19 protein-coding genes and 2 tRNA genes are annotated in these 21,620 nt (G+C 71.2%); 9 read left to right on the top strand and 12 right to left on the bottom strand.

Going from position 1 to position 21,620, the window contains the following annotated elements:
* Positions 1-212: 212 nt before the first annotated feature.
* From ACIBA9_RS15470 to ACIBA9_RS15440, 7 genes are all read right to left on the bottom strand, one after another.
* Complete coding sequence (locus tag ACIBA9_RS15470; RefSeq protein WP_399363162.1) at positions 213-1,604, bottom strand: amino acid permease; 1,392 nt, start codon at positions 1,602-1,604, stop codon at positions 213-215.
* A 119-nt stretch (positions 1,605-1,723) separates the two neighbouring features.
* Positions 1,724-2,620 carry a TauD/TfdA dioxygenase family protein gene (locus ACIBA9_RS15465; RefSeq protein ID WP_399363160.1) on the bottom strand — a complete coding sequence of 299 codons (897 nt, stop codon included), beginning with the start codon at positions 2,618-2,620 and terminating at the stop codon, positions 1,724-1,726.
* An 11-nt stretch (positions 2,621-2,631) separates the two neighbouring features.
* Positions 2,632-3,975 carry an LLM class flavin-dependent oxidoreductase gene (locus ACIBA9_RS15460; protein ID WP_399363157.1) on the bottom strand — a complete coding sequence of 448 codons (1,344 nt, stop codon included), beginning with the start codon at positions 3,973-3,975 and terminating at the stop codon, positions 2,632-2,634.
* Positions 3,972-4,706: an ABC transporter ATP-binding protein gene (locus tag ACIBA9_RS15455; RefSeq protein WP_399363155.1), complete on the bottom strand. Its 735-nt coding sequence runs from the start codon at positions 4,704-4,706 to the stop codon at positions 3,972-3,974. Before ACIBA9_RS15455 ends, ACIBA9_RS15460 begins: the two co-directional genes overlap by 4 nt.
* On the bottom strand, positions 4,682-5,518 hold the full coding sequence (locus ACIBA9_RS15450; RefSeq protein ID WP_399363611.1) for an ABC transporter permease: 837 nt from the start codon (positions 5,516-5,518) through the stop codon (positions 4,682-4,684). Before ACIBA9_RS15450 ends, ACIBA9_RS15455 begins: the two co-directional genes overlap by 25 nt.
* Positions 5,519-5,580: 62 nt before the next feature.
* Entirely contained in the window at positions 5,581-6,633 is a 1,053-nt protein-coding gene (locus ACIBA9_RS15445) for an ABC transporter substrate-binding protein (RefSeq protein WP_399363153.1), read from the bottom strand.
* A gap of 204 nt (positions 6,634-6,837) precedes the next feature.
* On the bottom strand, positions 6,838-8,037 hold the full coding sequence (locus ACIBA9_RS15440) for an ROK family protein (protein ID WP_399363151.1): 1,200 nt from the start codon (positions 8,035-8,037) through the stop codon (positions 6,838-6,840).
* Positions 8,038-8,506: 469 nt separating this feature from the next.
* Between ACIBA9_RS15440 and ACIBA9_RS15435 the strand changes: the two genes are divergently transcribed.
* A complete protein-coding gene (locus tag ACIBA9_RS15435) occupies positions 8,507-9,088 on the top strand; it encodes a biotin transporter BioY (RefSeq protein ID WP_399363149.1) in 582 nt (193 codons plus the stop codon).
* Positions 9,089-9,549: 461 nt separating this feature from the next.
* On the opposite strand, the gene ACIBA9_RS15430 is transcribed toward ACIBA9_RS15435, so the two are convergent.
* Positions 9,550-10,968, bottom strand: a complete 1,419-nt coding sequence (locus ACIBA9_RS15430; protein ID WP_399363147.1) for an amino acid permease — start codon at positions 10,966-10,968, stop codon at positions 9,550-9,552.
* 214 nt (positions 10,969-11,182) lie between these two features.
* Between ACIBA9_RS15430 and ACIBA9_RS15425 the strand changes: the two genes are divergently transcribed.
* Both ACIBA9_RS15425 and ACIBA9_RS15420 read left to right on the top strand, forming a co-directional pair.
* Positions 11,183-11,671, top strand: coding sequence for a ribose-5-phosphate isomerase (locus tag ACIBA9_RS15425; protein ID WP_399363145.1), 489 nt, complete (start codon positions 11,183-11,185; stop codon positions 11,669-11,671).
* Between the two features lie 49 nt (positions 11,672-11,720).
* Positions 11,721-12,530, top strand: a complete 810-nt coding sequence (locus ACIBA9_RS15420; RefSeq protein ID WP_399363143.1) for an Fpg/Nei family DNA glycosylase — start codon at positions 11,721-11,723, stop codon at positions 12,528-12,530.
* A gap of 61 nt (positions 12,531-12,591) precedes the next feature.
* On the opposite strand, the gene ACIBA9_RS15415 is transcribed toward ACIBA9_RS15420, so the two are convergent.
* The gene (locus ACIBA9_RS15415) at positions 12,592-13,833 is read right to left on the bottom strand and encodes a GNAT family N-acetyltransferase (RefSeq protein ID WP_399363141.1); all 1,242 of its coding nucleotides are present in this window, start codon (positions 13,831-13,833) and stop codon (positions 12,592-12,594) included.
* Positions 13,834-14,019: 186 nt separating this feature from the next.
* Here ACIBA9_RS15415 and ACIBA9_RS15410 point away from each other — a divergent pair, with 186 nt between their 5' ends.
* Complete coding sequence (locus tag ACIBA9_RS15410; protein ID WP_399363139.1) at positions 14,020-15,192, top strand: PP2C family protein-serine/threonine phosphatase; 1,173 nt, start codon at positions 14,020-14,022, stop codon at positions 15,190-15,192.
* Position 15,193: 1 nt separating this feature from the next.
* Here ACIBA9_RS15410 and ACIBA9_RS15405 read toward each other — a convergent pair whose 3' ends face one another.
* Positions 15,194-15,844, bottom strand: coding sequence for a GNAT family N-acetyltransferase (locus ACIBA9_RS15405; protein ID WP_399363137.1), 651 nt, complete (start codon positions 15,842-15,844; stop codon positions 15,194-15,196).
* Positions 15,845-16,135: 291 nt separating this feature from the next.
* On the opposite strand from ACIBA9_RS15405, the gene ACIBA9_RS15400 reads away from it, so the two are divergent.
* Positions 16,136-16,603, top strand: a complete 468-nt coding sequence (locus ACIBA9_RS15400) for an HD domain-containing protein (protein WP_399363135.1) — start codon at positions 16,136-16,138, stop codon at positions 16,601-16,603.
* Here the strand turns inward: ACIBA9_RS15400 and ACIBA9_RS15395 are convergent.
* Complete coding sequence (locus ACIBA9_RS15395; protein WP_399363133.1) at positions 16,593-17,804, bottom strand: acyltransferase family protein; 1,212 nt, start codon at positions 17,802-17,804, stop codon at positions 16,593-16,595. The genes ACIBA9_RS15400 and ACIBA9_RS15395 overlap by 11 nt on opposite strands.
* A 439-nt stretch (positions 17,805-18,243) precedes the next feature.
* Between ACIBA9_RS15395 and ACIBA9_RS15390 the strand changes: the two genes are divergently transcribed.
* Complete coding sequence (locus tag ACIBA9_RS15390) at positions 18,244-18,438, top strand: hypothetical protein (RefSeq protein ID WP_184959728.1); 195 nt, start codon at positions 18,244-18,246, stop codon at positions 18,436-18,438.
* 136 nt (positions 18,439-18,574) lie between these two features.
* Here ACIBA9_RS15390 and ACIBA9_RS15385 read toward each other — a convergent pair.
* Positions 18,575-18,645: transfer RNA gene (locus ACIBA9_RS15385), tRNA-Gly, on the bottom strand.
* Positions 18,646-18,817: 172 nt separating this feature from the next.
* Here ACIBA9_RS15385 and ACIBA9_RS15380 point away from each other — a divergent pair.
* From ACIBA9_RS15380 to ACIBA9_RS15370, 3 genes are all read left to right on the top strand, one after another.
* Positions 18,818-18,894: transfer RNA gene (locus ACIBA9_RS15380), tRNA-Pro, on the top strand.
* Between the two features lie 180 nt (positions 18,895-19,074).
* Positions 19,075-20,457: a trigger factor gene (gene tig / locus ACIBA9_RS15375; protein WP_399363131.1), complete on the top strand. Its 1,383-nt coding sequence runs from the start codon at positions 19,075-19,077 to the stop codon at positions 20,455-20,457.
* A gap of 509 nt (positions 20,458-20,966) precedes the next feature.
* Positions 20,967-21,572 (top strand): ATP-dependent Clp protease proteolytic subunit, encoded by a 606-nt coding sequence (locus ACIBA9_RS15370; protein ID WP_399363609.1) that lies wholly within the window; start codon positions 20,967-20,969, stop codon positions 21,570-21,572.
* Positions 21,573-21,620 lie beyond the last annotated feature (48 nt).

The raw sequence follows: 21,620 nt of genomic DNA, 5'->3' as shown, positions 1-21,620 counted from the left end.
GAAGACGATCACGAGGCAGGCGTTCCGGGGGACGCTCGGGGCGCCGGCGGCACGTTGCCCGGGAGCGCGTGGACGGGCACGGGTGGCCCCCTCCGGGGCCTTATTGCGAGTGCCTTGCAAGTGCACGTTATCAACAAGAGGTCTCGCGCGACAGAAAGGCCCCCGTGTGGCGTACACGGGGGCCTGTCGACCGGGCGGGGGAGCGGCGGGCGTCAGCGCCTGGCGCGCACCCGCTGCCAGGCGTAGCCGGCCGCCGCCAGGCACAGCGTCATGCCGCCCGTCGAGTACAGCTGCAGACGGGTGTCAGGCTCGCGGGCCATCAGCACGAAGATCGTGACCATGCCGGCCAGGGCCACCCAGGTCAGCCACGGGAACGCCCACATCCGGACCACCAGCTTCTCGGGGGCCTCCCGCTCGATCCTGCGGCGCAGCAGCAGCTGGGAGACCGCGATGAAGATCCAGACGACCAGGATGACCGCGCCGATCATGTTCAGCAGCCACGGGAAGACGTCGTCGGGCCGCCAGTAGCTCAGCAGCACGCACAGGAAGCCGACGGCGCACGAGGTGAGCACCGCGACCCGCGGCACCCCGCCGGACACCTTCGCCAGCGCCTTCGGGCCCTGGCCGCGCTCCACCAGCGAGTAGGCGATGCGCGAGGAGCCGTAGATGTTGGCGTTCATCGCCGACAGCAGTGCCACCAGGATGATCACCTGCATCAGCTGTGCGGCGCCCGGGACGCCGATACGTTCGAGCGTGGCGACGTACGGGCCCTTGTGCGGGTCCACGATGTCCTTGGAGTCCCAGGGGATCAGGGTCACCACGACCGCCATGGAGCCGATGTAGAACAGGGCGATGCGCCACATCGCCGTGCGCACGGCGCTCGCCACGCCCCGCACCGGGTCCTCCGACTCGGCCGCCGCGATCGTGACCGTCTCCAGTCCGCCGTACGCGAAGACGGACGCCAGCAGGCCGATGACCAGGCCCTCGCTGCCGTGCGGCAGGAAGTCGGAGAGGTTCGAGGTGCCCGGCGCCCGTGTGCCCGGCAGCACTCCGGTGATCGCCAGCACGCCCAGGACGAGGAAGAGGCTGATCGCGCCGACCTTCAGGGCCGCGAACCAGAACTCGAACTCGCCGAAGTTCCTCACCGCGGCCAGGTTCGCGCCGAGGAACACCACCATGAACAGGGCCACCCACATCCACTGCGGGGTGCCCGGCACCCAGCCCTGGACGATCTTCGCGGCGCCGATGCCCTCCAGGCCGACGGCCGTGCAGAGCAGCACCCAGAACGACCAGCCGGCGGCGAAGCCCGCCCAGGGGCCCATCGCCCGCTCGGCGTGCGCCGAGAAGGACCCCGACGACGGGTAGGCGGCCGACATCTCGCCGAGCATCCGCATCACCAGCATCACCAGGACGCCGGAGACCGCGTAGGCGATGACGATGGACGGACCGGCGGCGGCGATACCCGCCCCGGAACCCACGAACAGGCCGGCGCCGATCACACCGCCGAGGGCGATCATCGACAGATGGCGCTGCTTGAGGCCGTGGGTCAGGGAGGCAGGCTGGTCCTGCGGCGGCGTCTGGGTGGTCGTGCTGCTGCTGGGCATGGGCGCGGCTCGCAGTGCAATAGACGGGCAAAAACCCTGCCAGTCTGGGCAGCCCGTCCGCTCACGCGGAGGGGCCGCCCACTATCCGGACACCGCGAGCGCCCAGGGTGACCGTCCGGCTACGCCGCCGCGACCACCGGAGTGTAGTGCGAGGCGTCGCCCTCGATCGCGTAGCTCTCCTTGCCCTCCAGGCCCACGGGGACGTCACCGGCGACCGTCACCCGGTGCAGCCGGCGCGGCAGCCCGTCGTAGTTGTCGATCGCGTAGTGCTGGGTGGCCCGGTTGTCGAAGAGCACCAGCTGGTGCTCCGACCAGCGCCAGCGCAGCACGTTCTCCGGCCGGACGACATAGGCCTGGAGCAGGTCGAGGATCTTGCGCGACTCGCCCGTCGACAGGCCCACGATCCGCTGCGCGAACCCGCCGATGAACAGTCCGCGCTCACCGGTCAGCGGATGCACACGGACCACCGGATGGGCGGTGCGGTATTTGATGGACGTGAACTGGGCGCGCTGGGCGGCCCGTTCCTCGTCGACGTCCTCCTCCGGCACCGCGTAGTCGTAGTCGTTGGTGTGCTCGGCCCACAGGGTGTCGGCCAGCCGGCGCAGCGGCTCGGGCAGGTCGCGGTAGGCGGCCACCGCGTTGGCGATCAGGGTCTCACCGCCGTACGGCGGGACCGTGATCGAACGCAGGGTGCTGGCCTGGGGCGGGTTGAGCACGAAGGTGACGTCGGTGTGCCAGTGGTTGGCCCGGCCGCGCTCGCTGTCCACCGGCAGCACGTTCGGCGCCCCCTCGACGGCGCCGACCGTCGGGTGGGCGGTGGTGAGGTCGCCCAGGTGGCGGGCGAAGGCCTGCTGGCCGGCGTCGTCCAGGCGCACGTCGTCGAAGACGAGCGCCTTGTGGATGTTCAGGGCCTCCCGGATCCCGGCGACCTCCTCCTCGGCGAGCGGCCGGGAGATGTCGACGCCGGAGACCCGGGCGCCGATGCGCGCGGTGACCTTGGTGATCTTCAGGGACATGACGGTTCCTCTCAGACGAACGCGGGGCTCGGGTACTGGTTGGCGGGGCGGGGCAGGCCGTAGCGCTCCCGCAGGGTCTGACGGGGGCCGTACTCCGTGCGCAGCAGACCGCGGGCGCGCAGGATCGGCACGACGTGCTCGACGAAGGCCGTCAGACCCGAGGGCAGTACGGCGGGCATGATGTTGAAGCCGTCGGCGGCGCCCCGGGTGAACCAGGCCTCGATCGTGTCGGCGACCTGCTCCGGCGTCCCGGCGAAGGTGAGGTGCCCGCGCCCGCCGCCGAGCCGCCCGATCAGCTGCCGCACGGTGAGCCGCTCGCGCCGGGCCAGTTCCACGACGAGCGTGTAGCGGCTCTTGGCGCCCTCGACGGCGGACTCCGGCGGCAGGTCGGCGGGCAGCCGGGCGTCCAGCTCCAGGGTTCCGGGCGCCAGCTGCAGCAGGTGCTCCAGGCGGGCCACGCCGTGGTCGTGCACGATGTGGTCCTCCAGCACCCGCTCGGCGGCCCGGGCCTCGGCCTCGGTCGACCCGAGCACCGGCACGATCCCGGGCAGCACCTTGAGGTGCCCGGGGTCTCGGCCCGCGGCACGCGTGCGGGACTTGAGGTCGGCGTAGAAGGCCTGCGCGTCGGCCAGGGTCTGCTGGGCGGTGAACACCGCCTCCGCGTACCGGGCGGCGAACGCCTTGCCGTCCTCGGAAGAGCCCGCCTGGACCAGCAGCGGATAGCCCTGCGGGGTGCGCGGCACGTTCAGCGCCCCGGCGACCTGGAAGAACCTTCCCCGATGCCGGGGCGGATGGATCTTGCCGTCGTCGCCCCAGACGCCGGCCGCCTTGTCGGCGACGATCGCGTCGTCCTCCCAGCTGTCCCACAGCTTCCGGACGACGTCGAGGAACTCGGCGGCACGGGCGTACCGCTCGGCGTGCGCGGGCTCGGCGTCCAGCCCGAAGTTGCGGGCGGCCTCCGCACCGGCGGTGGTGACGATGTTCCAGCCGGCCCGGCCACCGCTGATGATGTCCAGCGAGGCGAACCGGCGGGCCAGGTTGTAGGGGGAGTTGTAGGAGGTGGACGCGGTCGCGATCAGACCGATGTGCTCGGTGGCCGTCGCGAGCGCGGTCAGCAGGGTGAGCGGTTCCAGGGCGCCGGCCGGCCGCTGGGCGAGGTTGCTCCACAGCTGGGGGCCGTCGGCGAGGAAGAGCGAGTCGAAGGTGCCGCGCTCGGCGATCCGGGCGAGATCGACGTAGTGGGCGAGGTCGACATGCGCGTACGGGTCGCTCTCCGGCAGCCGCCAGGACGCCTCGTGGTGGCCGGTGTTCATCAGGAACGCGTTCAGATGGAGCCGTCGGAGTTGTCGGGTCATGTGAGGTCCTCCGTGACACCGAGCGCGGCCAGCAGCCGCTCGCGGTACTCGCCCAGCACCGGCTCGCGGTAGGAGCGCGGGTGGGGACGGTCGATGGTCAGATCGAGGCCGATCCGGCCCTGGTCCAGGACGAGGACCCGGTCGGCGAGCACGATCGCCTCGTCCACGTCATGGGTGACCAGCAGCACGGAGGGCCGGTGGCGCTTCCACAGGTCGCGCAGCAGGTTGTGCATCCGGATCCGGGTCAGCGCGTCCAGCGCGCCGAACGGCTCGTCGGCCAGCAGCAGTTCGGGCTCGCGTACCAGGGAGCGGGCCAGGGCGGCCCGCTGGGCCTCGCCGCCGGACAGCTCCCCCGGCCAGGCCCGTTCGCGCCCTCCCAGGCCGACCTCCGCCAGCGCGGCCCGGCCACGTTCCCGGGCCTCCTTGCCGTCCAGGCCGAGCAGGACGTTGTCCAGCACCCGGCGCCAGGGCAGCAGCCGTGAGTCCTGGAACACCATCGACACCCGCTCGGGCGCGGTGATCCGCCCGCTCCCGGCCACCCCGTGGTCCAGGCCGGCGACGGCGCGCAGCAGGGTGGACTTGCCCGAGCCGCTGTGGCCGAGCAGGGCGGTGAACTGCCCGGCGGGCAGGTCGAGGTCGACGCCGTCGAGGACCGTACGGTCCTGGAACGACCGGGTCAGGCCCTGGATCCGGACGGCGGGCCGGGTCAGTTGCTCAGTGTGCGGCGCCACGACAGCACCCTCCGTTCGACGAGGCGGACCGCGCCGTCGGAGACCAGGCCGAAGACGCCGTAGATCAGCAGGCCGACCAGGATCACGTCGGACTGGCCGTAGTTCTGCGCCTGGAACATCAGATAGCCCAGACCGCTGGTGGCGTTGATCTGCTCCAGCACCACCAGCCCCAGCCAGGACCCGGTCACACCGAGCCGGAGCCCCACGAAGAACCCGGGCAGCGCGCCGGGGATCACCACCTGGCGGACGAAGGCGAACCGCGACAGGCCCTGCACCTCGGCGAGTTCGACGAAGCGGCTGTCGATGCCCGACAGCGCGGCATGGGTGTTCAGATAGATCGGGACATAGACGACGATCGCGATGATGGCGATCTTGAAGGTTTCCCCGATGCCCAGCCAGAGGATGAACAGCGGGATCAGGCCGAGGGTGGGGATCGCCCGGTTGAGCTGCACGGTCCCGTCGATCAGCGCTTCCCCGGTCCGGCTCAGGCCGGAGGCGAGGGCGAGCAGCACCCCGGCCGTCAGACCGATCGCGAAACCGTAGCCGGCCCGTTCCAGGGAGGTGAGCACATCGGTGGGCAGGGTGCCGTCGCTCCACAGCCGGCCGGCCGTGCGCAGCACCGTCCACGGTGCCGGGACGGCGCCGGGGTCGAGCCGGCCGGCGGCCGAGGCGGCGGCCCACAGGGCGAGCACCGCCAGCGGACCGGCCAGCCGGGCGGCGGGCAGCCGCCTGCCGGGGGAGAGACGCCGGCGCCTGCGGACCTGGCGCGTACCCCCGGCCGCCTCGGGTTCGGCCCCGGGCGCCGCCGTCACCGTCGTCGCGTCGGCCGCCAGCGCTGTCGTCGCGGTACTCGTCGTGGTCGGACCCCCGGCGGTCACCTCCGGTACTCCTCGGGTACGGCCTTGGCGGCCAAGGCCTCGAAGCGGTGGTCGAAGAGCGAGGAGACGTCGAACCTCTTCACGAAGCCACCGTCGGCGAGCAGATCGGCGGTCTCCTGCTCCCACGCGATCGCCTCGTCCCAACGTGCCGGGAAAAGCGGCTTGTTGGTGAGGGCGGTGATGGACCGTGCCTGCGCCGTGGTCAGGTTCTGCGTCTTGACGTAGAACTCCTCGTCCCACACGTCCGGATGCTCGTACGCCCACACCAGGCCCTTGGCCCACTGGGGTATGTACGCGGCGACCGCCGCTGCCTTCGCCGGGTCGTTCAGCACCGACCGCGGCGCCCACAGCAGGTTGAGGAGGTCGACGACCTCGGTGGTGATGGTGTGCGCGCCCCTGGGCCCGTACTGCTTCAGATAGGCGGGCACCTGGCTGTTGGCGAGCGGGGCCACGTCGACCTGCCCGGACTGCAGGGCGGTCAGGAACTGGTTGCTGGTCAGCGGGACGAGCTTCACCTCGTCGTACTTCAGGCCCGCCCGTCTCAGCGCCCTCAGCAGGACCACTCCCTGGGCCTGTCCCTGGGAGAAGGCGAGCCGTCTGCCCCGGAAGCCCTCGACCGTGCGGATGTCGCTGCCCGGCTTGGTGGCGAACAGGTAGTTGGGTTTGCGGGTGATGTCGATCGCCACGATCTTGGCGTCGAAGCCCTGGTAGTGCGCCTGGATCGGCGGGATGCCCGCGTTGTTGGCGAGGTCGAGGGACTTGGCGCGGAAGGCGTTGATGACGTCCGGGCCCGCTCCGATGTTCACCCAGTCCGACACCGTGAAGGGCAGCGCGGGCAGCTTCGCCAGCCTGAACTGGAGCTGCTGCGTGTTCTGGAAGGAGGCGATCTTCAGGCTGGTACCGGCCGGGACCGCGGTGGCCAACGGCTCGGTGCCGGTGCCCTTGGCGGCCGCGGAGGCGTCGCCCCCGGCGCAGCCGCTCAGGCCCGCCACGGCGGCGGACGTGCCGAGCAAACCGAGCAAGGAGGAGAGAAAGACACGACGGTGCATGGGAGGACTCCCCAAGAGGGAAAACGGGAAAGGCCGGAAGAATTCCGGGAGAACAGGCCGGAGCAAGAGGACTCACGCCACGGAAACACGCGCTTCATGCGCGGCAACGTGTCAGCAACAGAGGGTGCGACAACTCGTGAGCGGGGCCATGACCAGGATGTTCCTGGCCATGGACGCCCTCTGTCAACATTCCGAGTTTCTGAATTAAATAGCCTCAGGTGACACGCTCAGCGGATCTCGGAACAATAGGTCGAGCGCCACCGATCCGCCCGCAACCGCCAGCACGGAATCCGGGAAACTCGTCGGGAGGACACGCGCGGCGCGCTCCGCGCCCGCAGCCTCCCGCAGCGCGCGGAGGCAGTCCTCGAAGTACAGGACCCCGACCTCGGTCACCACGACCGTCTCCGGGTTCAGCACGTCCAGCAGCAGCCCGGTCGCCTGCCCGGTCGCCCGGGCCCGGTCCGCCAACAGCCGCAGGGCCACCGCGTCCCCGTCCGCCGCCGCGGCCACCACGTGCATCGGGTTGGCCGATTCGATCACCCCGGCCGCCCGTGCCCGCCGGCACAGAGTCCGCTCGCTCAACTCCGCCTGGAGGCAGCCGGTACGGCCGCACGCGCACGGCTCGACGCCGCCCGGCACCGGGAGATGGGCGATCGCCCCCGCCGCCGACCGCGGGCCGTGGTGCACCTCGTCGTTGGTCGCGAACGCCGCGTCGACCACGTTGCCCACGAACAGGTGCAGCACGCTGCGGCTGCCACGGGCCCGCCCGAAGAGGCGCTCCCCGTTCACCAACGCCCGCGCGTGACCGTCCACATGGACCGGCAGACCGGTGCGGGCGCCGAGCAGCTCCCGCACCGGCACCTCCCGCCAGCCCAGCAGCTCGTGCTCGACGACGGTGCCCGTCTCCCGGTCCACCCAGCCGCCGACCGCCACCCCGACCCCCAGCGGACGGCGGTCCGGCACGGTGGCGAACAACACCGCCAGTGCCTGCGCGGCCCGCTCCAGCACCTGGCCCGGGTCGGTCCGCTCATGCGCCAGCACCCTTTCGGCCACCACCCGGCCACGCAGATCCAGCAACGCCACGGTCGTGTACGGCACGGCCACGTGCACGGCCGCCACCAGGAACCGGGCGTCGTCCAGCTCGACGGGCACGTGCGGGCGGCCGACCCCGCCCGAGCGGCGGGGCGCGGCCGACTCCCGCAGCAGGCCCAGTTCGGCGAGCCGGGCACAGTGTTCGGTCACCGACGCCGGTGACAGCCCCGTCAGCCGGGCGATGGTGCTGCGCGCCACCGGCCCGTGCTCCAGCACGGAGCGCAGCACGACGCTGGCGCTGGTGCGCCGCCGGTCACTGTCGGCGGCACGCGGAACGGGGGAGGAGAGGGTGGGAACCGCGGTCACGGGCATGGAGAACCGTCCTGGGGGCCGACACGTCTCGGGGTCTGGGACGGGCGAGACGTGCCGGGAGGCCGCTCTACCCCGGTCGGCGACAGGTGGCCGTGCCCTGGCGTCGCAGGTCGACATAGCGACGCGACGTGAAGTACCGGGCCTGGGCAACCATGCGTTCGAAACTAGCAAAACGCCCCCGCCCTGCCCAGACGACGCCCGACGGGCGAGACGACGGCTTGACCGAAGGTCGGACTGGCGCCGGGGCTTTGGAGGGACCCGACAACTCGGGCCCGGGTGGGAGGAGTGAGGTGCGCGGCCCTGCCTCAGTGACCCGGATCACGCCCCGTCAGGTGTGAGCGGCCCCCTTTGTGTGAAGCGCACGAATCCGCCGTTCCCCCCTTTGTCGAGCGCCGACGGTGATCACCCCCGGCGCGCTGGGATAGCGTCACGATGTCCCGACGTGTTCACACCATCCCGCGGAGTCCCCATGAGCACCGCCACCGCCACCGCTCGTCCCGGCGCAGTCCTCGCCGACCTGCTGCCCTCGTCCCGTGTCCGCGACGTCGCCCTCGTGCTCGGCGGCGCCGTGCTCACCGGACTCGCGGCGCAGCTGTCGGTCCCGGTGCCGCACTCCCCGGTGCCGGTGACCGGTCAGACCTTCGCCGCGCTGCTCGTCGGCACCTCGCTCGGCGCCCGCCGCGGCTTCCTCTCCCTCGCCCTGTACGCGCTCGCCGGTGTGGCGGGCGTGCCGTGGTTCGCGGGCGGCGCCTCCGGGGCCGGGATGGTCTCCTTCGGCTATGTCCTCGGCATGCTGCTCGCCGCCGCCGCCGTGGGCGCCCTGGCCCGCCGCGGCGCCGACCGCTCCCCGCTGCGCATGGCGGGCGCGATGATCCTGGGCGAGGCGATCATCTACGCGGTCGGCGTGCCCTACCTGGCCCTGGCCGCGCACCTGTCCGCGTCCCAGGCGATCTCCCTCGGCCTCACCCCGTTCCTGATCGGCGACGCCCTGAAGGCGGCCCTGGCGATGGGCCTGCTCCCGGCCGCCTGGAAGCTCGTCGACAAGCGCTGAGGTCCGGTTCCGGTTCTGTTTAAAGAGGTCCGTCCGGCTCGCGCCTTCGCCGAGCCGGGCGGACCTCTTTGCCGTCCGGCCGCTCGTGGGGTCGTCGGGACAGCGCGATGGCCCGCACGGCCTGATCGGCGTCAGGTCGTGCGGGCCATGTCCTGCGGCCTGGGTCAGCCGACGGGCACCTTGTCGGTGGGCGCCTCGGCCGCGGGGGCGGGACGGTTCACCCCGAGCCGCTGCCGGACGAGGGCGATCACCAGCACGATCGCCGCGGTCCGGCGCGCATGTGCCGCTACCGCGGTTCCCGTGGAAGAGGTCCGTCCGGCTTGCGCCTTCGCCGAGCCGGATGGACCTCTTTGCCGTCCGGCCGCTCGTGGGGTCGTCGGGACAGCGCGATGGCCCGCACGGCCTGATCGGCGTCAGGTCGTGCGGGCCATAGTCCTGCGGGTGGGGTCGGTCGGCCTGGGTCAGCCGACGGGCACCTTGTCGGTGGGCGCCTCGGCCGCGGGGGCGGGACGGTTCGCCCCGAGCCGCTGCCGGACCAGGGCGATCACCAGCACGATCGCCGCGACCAGCAGCGACAGCAGCACCGTCTCGCGGCCGTCGTGTTCCGTATCCGTCAGCATGTAGCCGAGGATGAACATGATCAGCGCGGCCGTCGCCCAGGTCAGGTACGGGTAGAGCCACATCTTCACGACGAGCTTCTCCGGCGCCTCACGCTCGATGATCTTCCGCATCCGCAGCTGCGAGAAGCAGATGGCCAGCCAGACGAACAGAGCCACCGCGCCGCTGGAGTTGACCAGGAACAGGAAGACCGAGTCCGGGTACTGGTAGTTGAAGAACACCGCCACGAAGCCGAAGACGACCGACGCCAGGATGGCCGTCATCGGCACACCACGGGAGGTGGTGCGGGCGAACGCCTTCGGCGCGTCACCGCGCTGGCCGAGCGAGAACGCCATCCGGGAGGCCGTGTAGAGGCCGGAGTTGAGACAGGACAGCACCGACGTCAGCACGATGACATTCATGATCTCGCCGGCGTGGGCGATGCCGAGGGAGTTCAGCGCGGCGACGTAGGAGCCGTCCTTCGCGATGGACTTGTCGTTCCACGGCAGCAGCGAGACCACCACCAGGATCGAGCCCAGGTAGAAGACGCCGATCCGCCAGATGATGCTGTTGGTGGACTTGGTGACCGCGCGCTGCGGGTTCTCCGACTCGCCGGCCGCCAGGGTGGCGATCTCGCTGCCCATGAAGGAGAAGACGACCAGCAGCACACCGGTGAGGATGGCGCCGGGGCCGTGCGGCAGGAAGCCGCCGTGGCTCGTCAGGTTGCCGAAGCTCGCCTTGTCGGCGTGCACGCCCGGCAGCACGCCGAACACGGCGAGCAGACCGATGACGACGAACGCGCCGATCGCCACGACCTTGATGCCGGCGAACCAGAATTCGAACTCGCCGTAGGAGCCGACGGAGACCAGGTTGGTGGCCGTCAGGACGACCATCACGATCAGTGCCCAGCCCCACTGCGGGACGGCCGGGACCCAGCCTTCGAGGATCTTGGCGCCGGCGGTGGCCTCCACGGCCAGCACGACGACCCAGAAGAACCAGTAGAGCCAGCCGATGGAGAAACCGGCCCAGCGGCCGAGCGCACGGTCGGCGTGCGCGGAGAACGAACCGGAGGTCGGGTTCGCCGCCGACATCTCGCCCAGCATGCGCATCACCAGCACGACGAGCGTGCCGACGAGGGCGTACGAGAGAAGGATGCCCGGTCCCGCGGTGGCGATACCGGAACTGGAGCCGACGAAGAGGCCGGCCCCGATGACACCACCGATCGCGATCATCGTCAGGTGGCGGTTTTTGAGTCCTGCTTGGAGGCCCGAACCAGGGGTCATGGACGGATTTCCTTTGCGCCAGGTGGAGCTGCCCGCACGAGCGGTGTACGAGTCGGTCCAGTGAATCCGAGGCTAACGAATTCGGGAACCTCTGAATCCGGATCGTTACTTGAGGTTTTCTTGAGGTTCTATGGTCTGCCTCACATTTTCGGCAGAGTTGATCACCCCGACACCCGGGGCTGCTGCCCGGAAACAGCCGTGACACACTCGACTCATGCGCGTGTATCTCGGCTCGGACCATGCGGGCTACGAACTCAAGAACCACCTCGTCGAGTGGCTGAAGGCCGCCGGCCACGAGCCCGTCGACTGCGGGCCGCACATCTACGACGCCCAGGACGACTACCCGCCCTTCTGTCTGCGGGCGGCCCGGAAGGCGGCCGCTGACCAGGACTCCCTCGGCATCGTGATCGGCGGCTCCGGCAACGGCGAGCAGATCGCCGCGAACAAGGTGAAGGGCGTGCGGGCGTCCCTGGCCTGGAGCGAGGAGACCGCCGCACTGGGCCGGCAGCACAACGACGCCAACGTGGTGGCCGTCGGTGCGCGCATGCACAGCACCGAGGAGGCGACCAAGTTCGTCGAGATCTTCCTGAACACCCCGTTCTCGGGTGACGAGCGCCACATCCGCCGTATCGACATGCTGTCGGCGTACGAGACGACCGGCGACCTGCCCCCGATCCCGGCCCACCACCCGCAGCAGGACTGAGCCCCCACGGGGGCTGTGAGCGACCGCAGGACCGGAAGGAACGGCAACCGTGCCAGAGGGGCACACGATTCACCGGCTGGCACAGGACTACGCCGCCCGCTTCTCCGGCACGGCCCCGCGCGTCACCAGCCCCCAGGGCAAGTTCTCCGACGCCGCGGACCTGCTGGACGGTGCCGTGCTCACGGCCACCGAGGCCCACGGCAAGCACCTCTTCCTGCGGTTCCGGGACGCCGACTGGGTCCACATCCACCTCGGCCTCTTCGGCAAGGTCGGCTTCGGGGACGCGCCCGCGCCCCCGCCGGCCGACACCGTCCGGCTCCGGCTCGCGACCGACACCTCCTACGTCGACCTGCGCGGCCCCACCACCTGCGCCCTGATCACCGAGGCCGAGAAGCGGGCCGTGCACGACCGGCTCGGCCCCGACCCGCTGCGCGAGGACGCCGACCCGGGCGCCGCGTACCACAGGATCTCCCGCAGCCGTACGACGATCGCCGCGCTGCTCATGGACCAGAAGGTGGTGGCCGGCGTCGGCAACGTCTACCGCGCCGAGGTCCTCTTCCGGCACGGCGTCGACCCCTACCGCCCGGGCCGGGACGTCACCCCGGCCGAGTGGGACGCCCTGTGGGCCGACCTCGTCGCCCTGATGCGCGAAGGCGTCCGGAACAACCGGATCGACACCGTACGCCCCGAGCACACCCCGGAGGCGATGGGCCGGCCGCCCCGCGTGGACGACCACGGCGGCGAGGTCTACGTCTACCGTCGCGCGCCCCAGCCCTGCCATATCTGCGGCGATGAGATCCGCACCGCCGGCCTCGCCGCCCGCAACCTCTTCTGGTGCCCCACCTGCCAGCGCCCCTGAGGGCACCCCACCGCCGACGGCCCCGCGCCGGCCCGGGGGCCCTGGAAGCCGTGAAAAGGGCCTAGAAGCCGTGCGAGACCCAGGGGGCCACCGGGGAGCCGAAGGCCACCGAGGCCTCCGTCAGCGACCCCGGCCGCAGCTCCCTCACCCGCCCGGCCGCCGCCAGCGACAGCAGGGTGACGCCGCCCAGGTAGGCCGCGCCCAACTCCCTCACGGACAGGGCGAGGTCGGCCGGGTCGGAGGTGCGCTCGCAGGACGCCCCCTTGCTGTCGCCGGTCAGCCGCCAACGCCCCGCATTCCAGGGGCAGAAGGCGTCCTCCACCTCGAGGACGACGTCCACCGGCACCTGGTACGTACGCGCCGACAGGGCCGCGCCCACCTCCACGAGACGGACGTATCCGCCGTCCCGCGTCCGCGGCACGCAGCGACGCAGGTCGGATACCTGGTGCTGCCAGGCCTCGTCGACCGGCCGCCCGCGCACCGCCAGCGTCGTCATCAGGTCGATGCCGAACAGGAAGCGCCACAGCGCGGCCTCGGACGCCGGATCCAGCCCGGCCAGGTCCTTCAGGGTGACCGTTCCGTCGTGTCCGCTCGGCCCCCAGCCCATCTTGGTGCGAAAACGCGCGTACCCGGTCACTCGGCCGTCCCGCTCGGCGACCACGCACTGCAACGCCGACGCGCCCTCCCGCTCGCTCTCCGGGTCGAGCAGGGCGGCCCGCTCCCAGCCCGGCCGCCGGGCCAGCATGCCGGGACGGCGGGGCACCAGGGCCGCGTAGACCGCCTCGCACTCCGCCAGCGCCTCGGTGGGCGACGCGTAGCGCACGCGCACCTCGTCGGTGCCCTCGGGCAGGGCCAGCGAGACCCGGCCGGTGTCTATCTCGGCGTGCAGCTGGAAGGTCGCCGAGCCGTAGCCGAAACGGCCGTAGATCGCGGGTTCGGAGGCGAACAGGGCCGCCAGCGGCTCCTCCTTGGCGCGCGCGTCGTCCAGCAGCCGCCGCATCATCGCCGTCAGCACCCCGCGCCGCCGGTGCGTCGCGGACACGCTGACCATGGTCACGCCGGCCGTGGGCACCACCGCGCCACCCGGCACGGTCATCCGGAAGCTGAAGGCACCGGACGTGCCGACGATCGCGTCCGCGTCCCAGACGGCCAGCGAACGGTCGAACTCGGTGAGCGATCTGTCCAGTTCGCGCTCCTCCGAGGGGGCCGGGCCGCCGCCGAACGCCCGGGCCAGGTGGTCCCACCACCGGTCGAACTCCTCCGGACGCAGTGTCTTCAGCTCGGTGCCGCCGTCAATCCCCATGAGCCATGCCTATCAGCGCATTGCGGGACGAGCCAGCGAATTTCTCCCGGGCGGCCGCGCGAGGGCCCCGCGTGCCGTTCACTGTGAGGACGCAGCGCGAGCGAAAGACGAAGCACGGCCTCGCACGGGGGACAAGTGGGACCTCCCGTGCCAAGCGGCCGGTCCGATGGATAGGGTCCCGAACTAATGGCAGCAGGACGAGAGCGGCGCGCGAAGGCCGGGACGTTCACGGCCCGGTGGCGGATGCAGTGGCACCGGGCCCGCGTCGGCCTGCGCAGAAGCGCCGTCGACTACTTCCGCGGCGACGGATCGGACTGGATCGCCTTCGCCGGACTGCTGCTGACCATCCCCGTCCTCGCCGCCATGACCCTCGGCAACGCGGTGTGGTGCTCCCCGGCCACCCTGGTGCTGCCGATCGTCGCGGGCGGCCTGCTGCTGCGCCCGGCGAGCCTGCTCGGCCTGTACGCGGCGGCGGCCACCGCGCTCATCGTGGAGTCGCTGCGGCTCGGCCCGTACACCGAGGGGCCCTCGCGGGTCACCCCGGGACTGGTCCTGGTGGTCGCCGCGTGCGGCTTCTTCGGGCTGCTGACCGCGCAGTTCCGCAGCCGGGTCGGGGTGCCCTGGCGGCGCGGCGGCACCATGCTGTTCGACCTGCGCGAGCGGATCCGGGTGCAGAGCAAACTGCCCAAGCTGCCGCAGGGATGGCACCACGAGATGGCGCTGCGCCCGGCCGGCGGCCAGTCCTTCTCCGGCGACTTCGTCGTCGCGGCCCGCACGAACGGCGGCCGGACGCTGGAGGTCGTGCTCACGGACGTGTCCGGCAAGGGCATGGACGCGGCCTCGCGCGCCCTGCTGCTCTCCGGCGCCTTCGGCGGTCTCCTCGGCTCGCTCCCCCCGCACTCCTTCCTCCCGGCGGCGAACGGCTATCTGCTCCGCCAGGAATGGGACGAGGGCTTCGCCACCTCCATCCACCTGGTGCTGGACCTCGACTCCGGCGACTACGAGCTGTACTCCGCGGGGCATCCGCCGGGGCTCCAGCTCAGCGCGGGCAGCGGACGCTGGGAGGAGAAGGCCGCGGAGGGGCCACTGCTCGGGGTGTACGACGGCGCCCAGTTCGACTCCGTGAAGGGCTCGCTGCGGCCCGGGGACGTGCTGATGCTGTTCACGGACGGCCTCGTGGAGACCTCCGACCGCGACATCGTCGAGGGCATCGACCGCCTCACCGGCGAGGCCGACCGCTATGTCGCCGGAGGTTTCCACGGCGCCGCCTGGCATCTCATCGAGGCGGTCGCCAAGGACGTCAACGACGACCGCGCCCTCCTGCTCATCTGCCGCCAGACATCGGCCAACGGCCGCTGAGCTACGCCGTGCGGGTGGCGGCCGTCAGCGGGGCCAGCACCCGCCAGCCCTCGCGCTCGTACAGCGCCCGGCCCTCCACGGTCGCGCCCAGCACGGCTGCCGTCACGCCCTCACCGGCGGCCGCTTCGGTCAGGACCCGCAGCATCGCGCGCCCGAGACCGCGCCGCTGGTGGGCGGGGTCCGTCTCGACCTGGTCGACGACCGCGGTCCGGCCGGTGACGGCGATCTGGGCGCGCCCGGCGAACGCCCCGTCGGCGGCGCGCACCGACACCTTGGTGACCCCGCCCCGCTCCCAGCGGACCAGCCGGTAGCCCTCGGCGAGGGGCGGCGCTGCGGCCCCGGGGGCGGGCAGCGCGGTGGACATCAGGAAGTTACGGCCGCCCGCCAGGGCCCAGCCGGGCGGCAGCCAGGCCTCCAGGGTCCGCGGCGGCACGAAGGTCTTGAGCCAGACGCCGGGAGCGTGGGTGTTCTCGGCGATCTTGCGTACGGTCGCCTCGTCGGCGGCGGGCAGCACATGCCGCGCGATCTCGTGGGCCAGGCCGACGTCGACCGTGAACCCCCAGGACCGGACGGCCGGTTCGGACGCCCCGCGCGAGAGGGCCCAGCCGTGGACCCAGGCGTGCACGGCGTCGGCGGTGGTGGCGAAAGGCAAGGCGCCCTCCTCGAACGGGTAACAGGTGCTGGGCCGGTTCGACCATGACAACACAGAGGGCCGGAGCGGCGCGAGCACTTATGCGGACCCGCCGGCCGCCCGGCCGGGGGACACTGGCCGAATGACACCGGCGGACACGCGACGGACAGCGGCGGCCGCCGGGGGAGCGGGACAGGTGGCGTAGTGGGCGGGGGACGGATGGGACCGCAGGACAGGGGGCGGATGACAGCCTCGGACACGGGACGGTCGGCAGTGGCCGTCGGGGCGCCGGCGGCGCGCGGGGGTGGCGAGGTGACGGCAGAGGGGCCCGGGGCCCTGCTCACCCTCGCCGAGGTCGAGGCCGTCGCGCGCGCCGCCCAGGCGGGGCAGACCGACAAGGGGGGCCGTCCCTACGCCGAACACCTCGCGGCCGTCGCCGAGGGGGTCCGTGCCCGCGGCGGTGACCCGGAACAGATCGCGGCGGCCTGGCTGCACGACTCCGTCGAGGACGCGGCGCTCACCCGGGAGTGGCTGGCCACGGCCCCCCTGGCCCCGCGCACCAAGGCCATCGTGGACGCCCTCACCAAGCGGCCGGGCGAGGAACCGCGGGAGTACGCCCACCGGATCCTCGCCACCCCGGGCGCGCTGCTGGTGAAGGAGTCCGACCTGGCACACAACGCCGATCCGGGCCGGCTGGGCGTCCTGCCCGAACCGACCCGGCGGAGACTGACGGAGAAGTACGCCCGAATGCGCGCGCTTCTCGGTCTGCCTAGACGCTGACCTGCTCCCGCTGAAGATCCCGCTCGCGCTCCCGCTGCCGGTCCTTCTTCTCCCGCTCCCGGGCCAGTTCGGCCGCGTCCTGCTGGAACGCCCATTCCATCCTGGGCTCCATCGCGAAGCGGAAGACGCGCTGCACCGGCCGGGTGCACAGCAGGGTGATGGCGACGGGCGCGAGGAGGGTGACGACGAGGGAGCCGAGGAGCCCGTGCCGCATGGCGAGGTCGAACCCGCCCATGTAGAGCGAGGTCTTGACCACGAACCCGTGGAGCAGATAGCCGTACAGCGTGCCCGCGCCGAGCGCGGTGAACCACGTCCGGCGGCCCGGCACCCAGGCCAGGAAACAGGCGGTCAGCAGCAGCGCGCAGCCGAACATGGCCAGCGTCATGAGCGGACCGGTCCACCAGGGCTCGCCGAGGTCCTGCGCGGAACTCTGCCGGTAGAACCAGCCGCCGTCCACGCGCGGCACGGTCCACCACCCGATGGCCAGCGCCGCGGCGAACACCGGCACCGCCAGGATCCGTACCCGGCGTCGGCGTATCAGCGCGAAGTGCTCCGGCTTCAGCAGCAGGCCGAGGACGAAACAGGGCAGGAACTGCAGGACGCGGCCGAGGTCCAGGTTGTCGTCGATCCCCGGCGTCACCGAGCCGACCATGGCGATGCCGAGCGCGACGGGCAGCGGCCAGCGCACCAGCTTCCACAGGGGTGTGGTCAGCCGCCAGATGAACAGCGCGCACAGGAACCAGGTCAGGTAGTAGGGGGAGACGAGGCTGATCGGGTCGGAGGCCTGGCCCGCGTAGCGCCGGAACAGCGAATAGGCGATCTGGAACAGCAGGTACGGCACCGCGACCCCGGTGATCAGCCGCTTCAGCCGGTCCGGGCGCATGTCGAAACTGCGGGAGAAGTAGCCGGAGATGACGATGAACGCCGGCATGTGGAAGGTGTACACCACGTTGTACAGGCCTTCCAGGGCCCGGTTGTCCGTCTTGATCGCCGACCAGGAGTGGCCCAGCGCCACCAGCACGATGGCCAGGTACTTGGCGTTGTCGAAGAACGGATCGCGCTGTTTTCCGGGTCTGTCGGCCTGCGGCTGCCCCTCCTGGGTACTCACCGAGGTACGCGGACCGGGCCCTCCACGCACCGGCGACTGTGCCGGGGGGAGCGGCCTGCGGTCATGGCCGGGGGACGGGGCGGCGTCAAACATCTCAGGCACCCTAGCGTCGGCCGCGGGATTCCGTAAAACCCGTGCGGTCATTCCTGGTTATCGCGTCCGGGTACCCCGGAATTATCGGAACTTGCCCGTGGGGGCGGGGTGATGATGGGCACACAGGTGTCGGCTGTTCACCCCGGATGTACCGATTAATCCACACTAACTCGGGCATACGGCGTCTCTGTGTTGTGTACTCCGAATCGCGGCGTGGTCCGATGAGTGGATAGTGAAACGAAGTTCCTTGAATTCGTGTGGATTCGGTGCCGGAGTGTCTCCTCGTATTCATGTGCGAGCCGTCGCACGCCGGAGGACCTGCCCGACGTTGTGTCACGAGCCGCATACGGGGGCCGGGTTGGTGGCACGATGGTTCTGGCGGGGGTGCGCGGGCCGTACCCCCGGGCCGGGAGCGGACCGACCTAGGGTGTGATCAGTTGTGGCCATTTCACTGTCTGTGGTGCTGCTGTTGGCGATCATCCTGGTGGTGCTGATCCGAGGGGGGAACATCAAGGCCGGCCCAGCGATCGTCGCGATCCTCTTCGGCTTCTTCCTCGCCTCCACCGGAATGGCCCCGTCCATCAGCCGGTTTCTGAACTCGATAGCGGAGTCCATCAACTCGATCAGATTCTGACCCCGGCGCGACCCCGGCCCGTGCCCCTGCCTGCGCCGAGCGTCGCTCGGGGGCCACGCGGGGCTGGACGACCCCGGGAACGGCCGAAGGCCCAGGCGGAGGAGAACGACCTCTCGCCTGGGCCTTCGGCGTGCAGAGCGGGCGACGGGAATCGAACCCGCGTAGCTAGTTTGGAAGACTAGGGCTCTACCATTGAGCTACGCCCGCAGTGGCGCACCGCAGGTCCGTGACCGCGGCACTGGAGGCATCGTAGCGGGTCGCGCGGCGCCGGGGCCAATGTGTTGCCCGACGCGCGGACCGCGCGGACGTCATCCCGGCCCCCTCCGCCGATGCGGCCGACGGATCCGGCCGGGGCATGTACCCTACGTGTCGCACCAGACGGGGTGTGGCGCAGCTTGGTAGCGCGTCCGCTTTGGGAGCGGAAGGCCGTGGGTTCAAATCCCGCCACCCCGACCACCGGCTCGAGACGTCGGGATGATCGCCTTTTGGGGCGCTGACCCGCTGCGGTTACTATGCAAGCTGCGCGCCCGTGTGTCCCGGCCCACTCGGCCTACGAACTCTCCCGGGCGGCGAAATCCGCCGGAACCAGTCTGGCTCCGGCAGAAACCAAGCAGTCAGCCACAAGGAGACCGAACCGTGAAGAGCGCCGTGGAGACCCTGAACCCGACCCGGGTTCGGCTCACTGTCGAGGTGCCCTTCGAGGAGCTCAAGGACAGCCTCGACGCGGCGTACAAGAAGATCAACCAGCAGGTCACGGTGAAGGGCTTCCGCAAGGGCAAGATCCCCGCCCGCGTCATCGACCAGCGGTTCGGCCGGGGTGCGGTGCTGGAGGAGGCCGTCAACGACGCGCTCCCGAAGTTCTACACCGAGGCGGTCAACGAGGCCGAGCTGAACCCGCTGGGCCAGCCCGAGGTCGACATCACCGAGCTGAAGGACGGCGAGACGCTGAACTTCACCGCCGAGGTCGACATCCGCCCGACCCTGGAGATCCCGGACTACTCCGGTATCGAGGTCGAGGTCGACGCCGTCGAGGTCACCGACGAGGACGTCGAGAAGTCGGTCGAGCAGCTGCGCGAGCGCTTCGCCTCCACCTCCCCGGTCGAGCGTGCCGCCGAGGACGGCGACGTCGTCACCATCGACCTGAAGGCCAAGGTCGAGGGCGAGGTCCTCGAGGACGGCATCGCCGACGGTGTCTCGTACACCATCGGCTCCGGCGAGCTGCTTGACGGCGTCGACGACGCCGTCAAGGGCCTGTCCGCCGGTGAGGAGACCACCTTCACCTCCGAGCTGAAGGGCGGCTCCGCTGCGGGCAAGGAGGCCGAGGTCTCCGTCAAGGTCACCCAGGTCGCCGCCCGCGAACTGCCCGAGCTGGACGACGAGTTCGCGCAGCTCGCCTCCGAGTTCGACACCCTGGACGAGCTGAAGGCCGACAGCCGCAAGCGCCTGGCCAACATGAAGCAGTTCGACCAGGCCACCCAGGCTCAGGAGCGCGTCCTGGAGAAGCTCCTGGAGCTGGTCGAGGTCCCCGTCCCCGAGAAGCTGCTCGAGGACGAGATCAACACCCGCAAGCACAACCTGGAGCACCACCAGCTCGGCCAGATGGGCCTCACCCTCGACAAGTACCTGGAGATCCAGGGCAAGACCGCCGAGGAGTTCGACACCGAGACCCGCGAGGCCGCGGTCAAGGGCATCAAGACCCAGTTCGTCCTCGACGAGCTGGTGAAGAAGGAGAACCTCAACGTCAACCAGGAGGAGCTCACCGAGCACCTCATGCGGCGTGCGGCCTCCTCCGGCATGTCCCCCGACCAGTTCGCCCAGGCCGTCGTCGAGGGCGGCCAGGTCCCGCTCCTGGTCGGCGAGGTCGCCCGCGGCAAGGCCCTGGCCGTCGTGGTCGAGGCCGCCACGGTGAAGGACACCAACGGCGAGGTCATCGACCTGGACGACGAGGACGAGACCGAGGAGGCGTCGGCCGAGGCCGAGGCCACCGAGGCCGCCGCCGAGGAGAAGACCGAGGGCTGAAACGCCCCGCGGCGCCTCTGAAGCACCGCCGACGGGCCCTGGGGATCCCCCCGGGGCCCGTCGTCGTACCCGGCCGCCGCGCGAGCCCTCGTACGCACCGTCCCCCGCTCACGCCGGCCGTCGTACCCCTCGTCCGGCGTACACGCGTCCGATCGTCGCCCCGGGGGCCCGCGGGCCGCCGGCCACCACGCCTGCGGCCACCCTCACCCGCCCCTTCCGGCGGCACCCGGCCCCCCTCGTCCGGCCGCACCAGGCGCCCGCCCCCGGCCGGCCCCCGCCCCCGAACCGGGCGGCCCCCGCACCCGATCCGCCGGTCCCACGGGCCTCGACCGCGCTACGCCCCCGGCGAACACTCCCATCTCCGGGATTCCCCGAGGGGACCTGAGCGTTAGGGTCCATGAAGACGGGGGCAGGGGAGTCTCCTGAGACCCCCGCAAAGCCTCCGGCAGGACGACGTGAGACGGCCCGGCGCCGTCGTAAGACGAGCAGGTGGATACGTGACGAATCTGATGCCCTCAGCCGCCGGCGAGCCTTCCATCGGTGGTGGCCTCGGCGACCAGGTCTACAACCGGCTGCTCGGCGAGCGGATCATCTTCCTCGGCCAGCAGGTCGACGACGACATCGCCAACAAGATCACCGCGCAGCTGCTGCTCCTTGCCGCCGACCCGAGCAAGGACATCTACCTCTACATCAACAGCCCCGGCGGCTCGGTGACGGCCGGCATGGCGATCTACGACACCATGCAGTACATCCCGAACGACGTGGTCACGATCGCGATGGGCATGGCCGCCTCGATGGGCCAGTTCCTGCTCACCGGTGGTGCCGCGGGCAAGCGCTTCGCGCTGCCGCACGCCGACATCATGATGCACCAGGGCTCCGCGGGCCTCGGCGGTACGGTCTCGGACATCAAGATCCAGGCCGAGTACCTCCTGCGCACCAAGAAGCGCATGTCCGAGCTGACCGCGCAGCACTCCGGCCAGACGGTCGAGGCGATCATCCGCGACGGTGACCGCGACCGCTGGTTCACCCCGGAAGAGGCCAAGGAGTACGGTCTCATCGACGAGATCATCACGCACGCCTCGGGTGTTCCGGGAGGCGGCGGCACCGGTGCCTGACCGGCCCGGCAACGCCACGCACCGCCGAGACCCCAGCCCCCAGAACGC

It is taken from the genome of Streptomyces sp. NPDC051452, assembly GCF_044454765.1.
GTDB lineage: Bacteria > Actinomycetota > Actinomycetes > Streptomycetales > Streptomycetaceae > Streptomyces.
Note: the sequence above shows the minus strand (reverse complement) of the source record. Positions and strands in the feature narration are given on the sequence as shown.

What these genes read in the sequence shown, in the direction of transcription:
- ACIBA9_RS15470 (WP_399363162.1), bottom strand. Translation starts at nt 1,604, where the DNA reads ATGCCCAGCAGCAGCACGACCACCCAGACGCCGCCGCAGGACCAGCCT.
- ACIBA9_RS15465 (WP_399363160.1), bottom strand. Translation starts at nt 2,620, where the DNA reads ATGTCCCTGAAGATCACCAAGGTCACCGCGCGCATCGGCGCCCGGGTC.
- ACIBA9_RS15460 (WP_399363157.1), bottom strand. Translation starts at nt 3,975, where the DNA reads ATGACCCGACAACTCCGACGGCTCCATCTGAACGCGTTCCTGATGAAC.
- ACIBA9_RS15445 (WP_399363153.1), bottom strand. Translation starts at nt 6,633, where the DNA reads ATGCACCGTCGTGTCTTTCTCTCCTCCTTGCTCGGTTTGCTCGGCACG.
- ACIBA9_RS15440 (WP_399363151.1), bottom strand. Translation starts at nt 8,037, where the DNA reads ATGCCCGTGACCGCGGTTCCCACCCTCTCCTCCCCCGTTCCGCGTGCC.
- ACIBA9_RS15435 (WP_399363149.1), top strand. Translation starts at nt 8,507, where the DNA reads ATGAGCACCGCCACCGCCACCGCTCGTCCCGGCGCAGTCCTCGCCGAC.
- ACIBA9_RS15430 (WP_399363147.1), bottom strand. Translation starts at nt 10,968, where the DNA reads ATGACCCCTGGTTCGGGCCTCCAAGCAGGACTCAAAAACCGCCACCTG.
- ACIBA9_RS15425 (WP_399363145.1), top strand. Translation starts at nt 11,183, where the DNA reads ATGCGCGTGTATCTCGGCTCGGACCATGCGGGCTACGAACTCAAGAAC.
- ACIBA9_RS15415 (WP_399363141.1), bottom strand. Translation starts at nt 13,833, where the DNA reads ATGGGGATTGACGGCGGCACCGAGCTGAAGACACTGCGTCCGGAGGAG.
- ACIBA9_RS15410 (WP_399363139.1), top strand. Translation starts at nt 14,020, where the DNA reads ATGGCAGCAGGACGAGAGCGGCGCGCGAAGGCCGGGACGTTCACGGCC.
- ACIBA9_RS15395 (WP_399363133.1), bottom strand. Translation starts at nt 17,804, where the DNA reads ATGTTTGACGCCGCCCCGTCCCCCGGCCATGACCGCAGGCCGCTCCCC.
- ACIBA9_RS15370 (WP_399363609.1), top strand. Translation starts at nt 20,967, where the DNA reads ATGCCCTCAGCCGCCGGCGAGCCTTCCATCGGTGGTGGCCTCGGCGAC.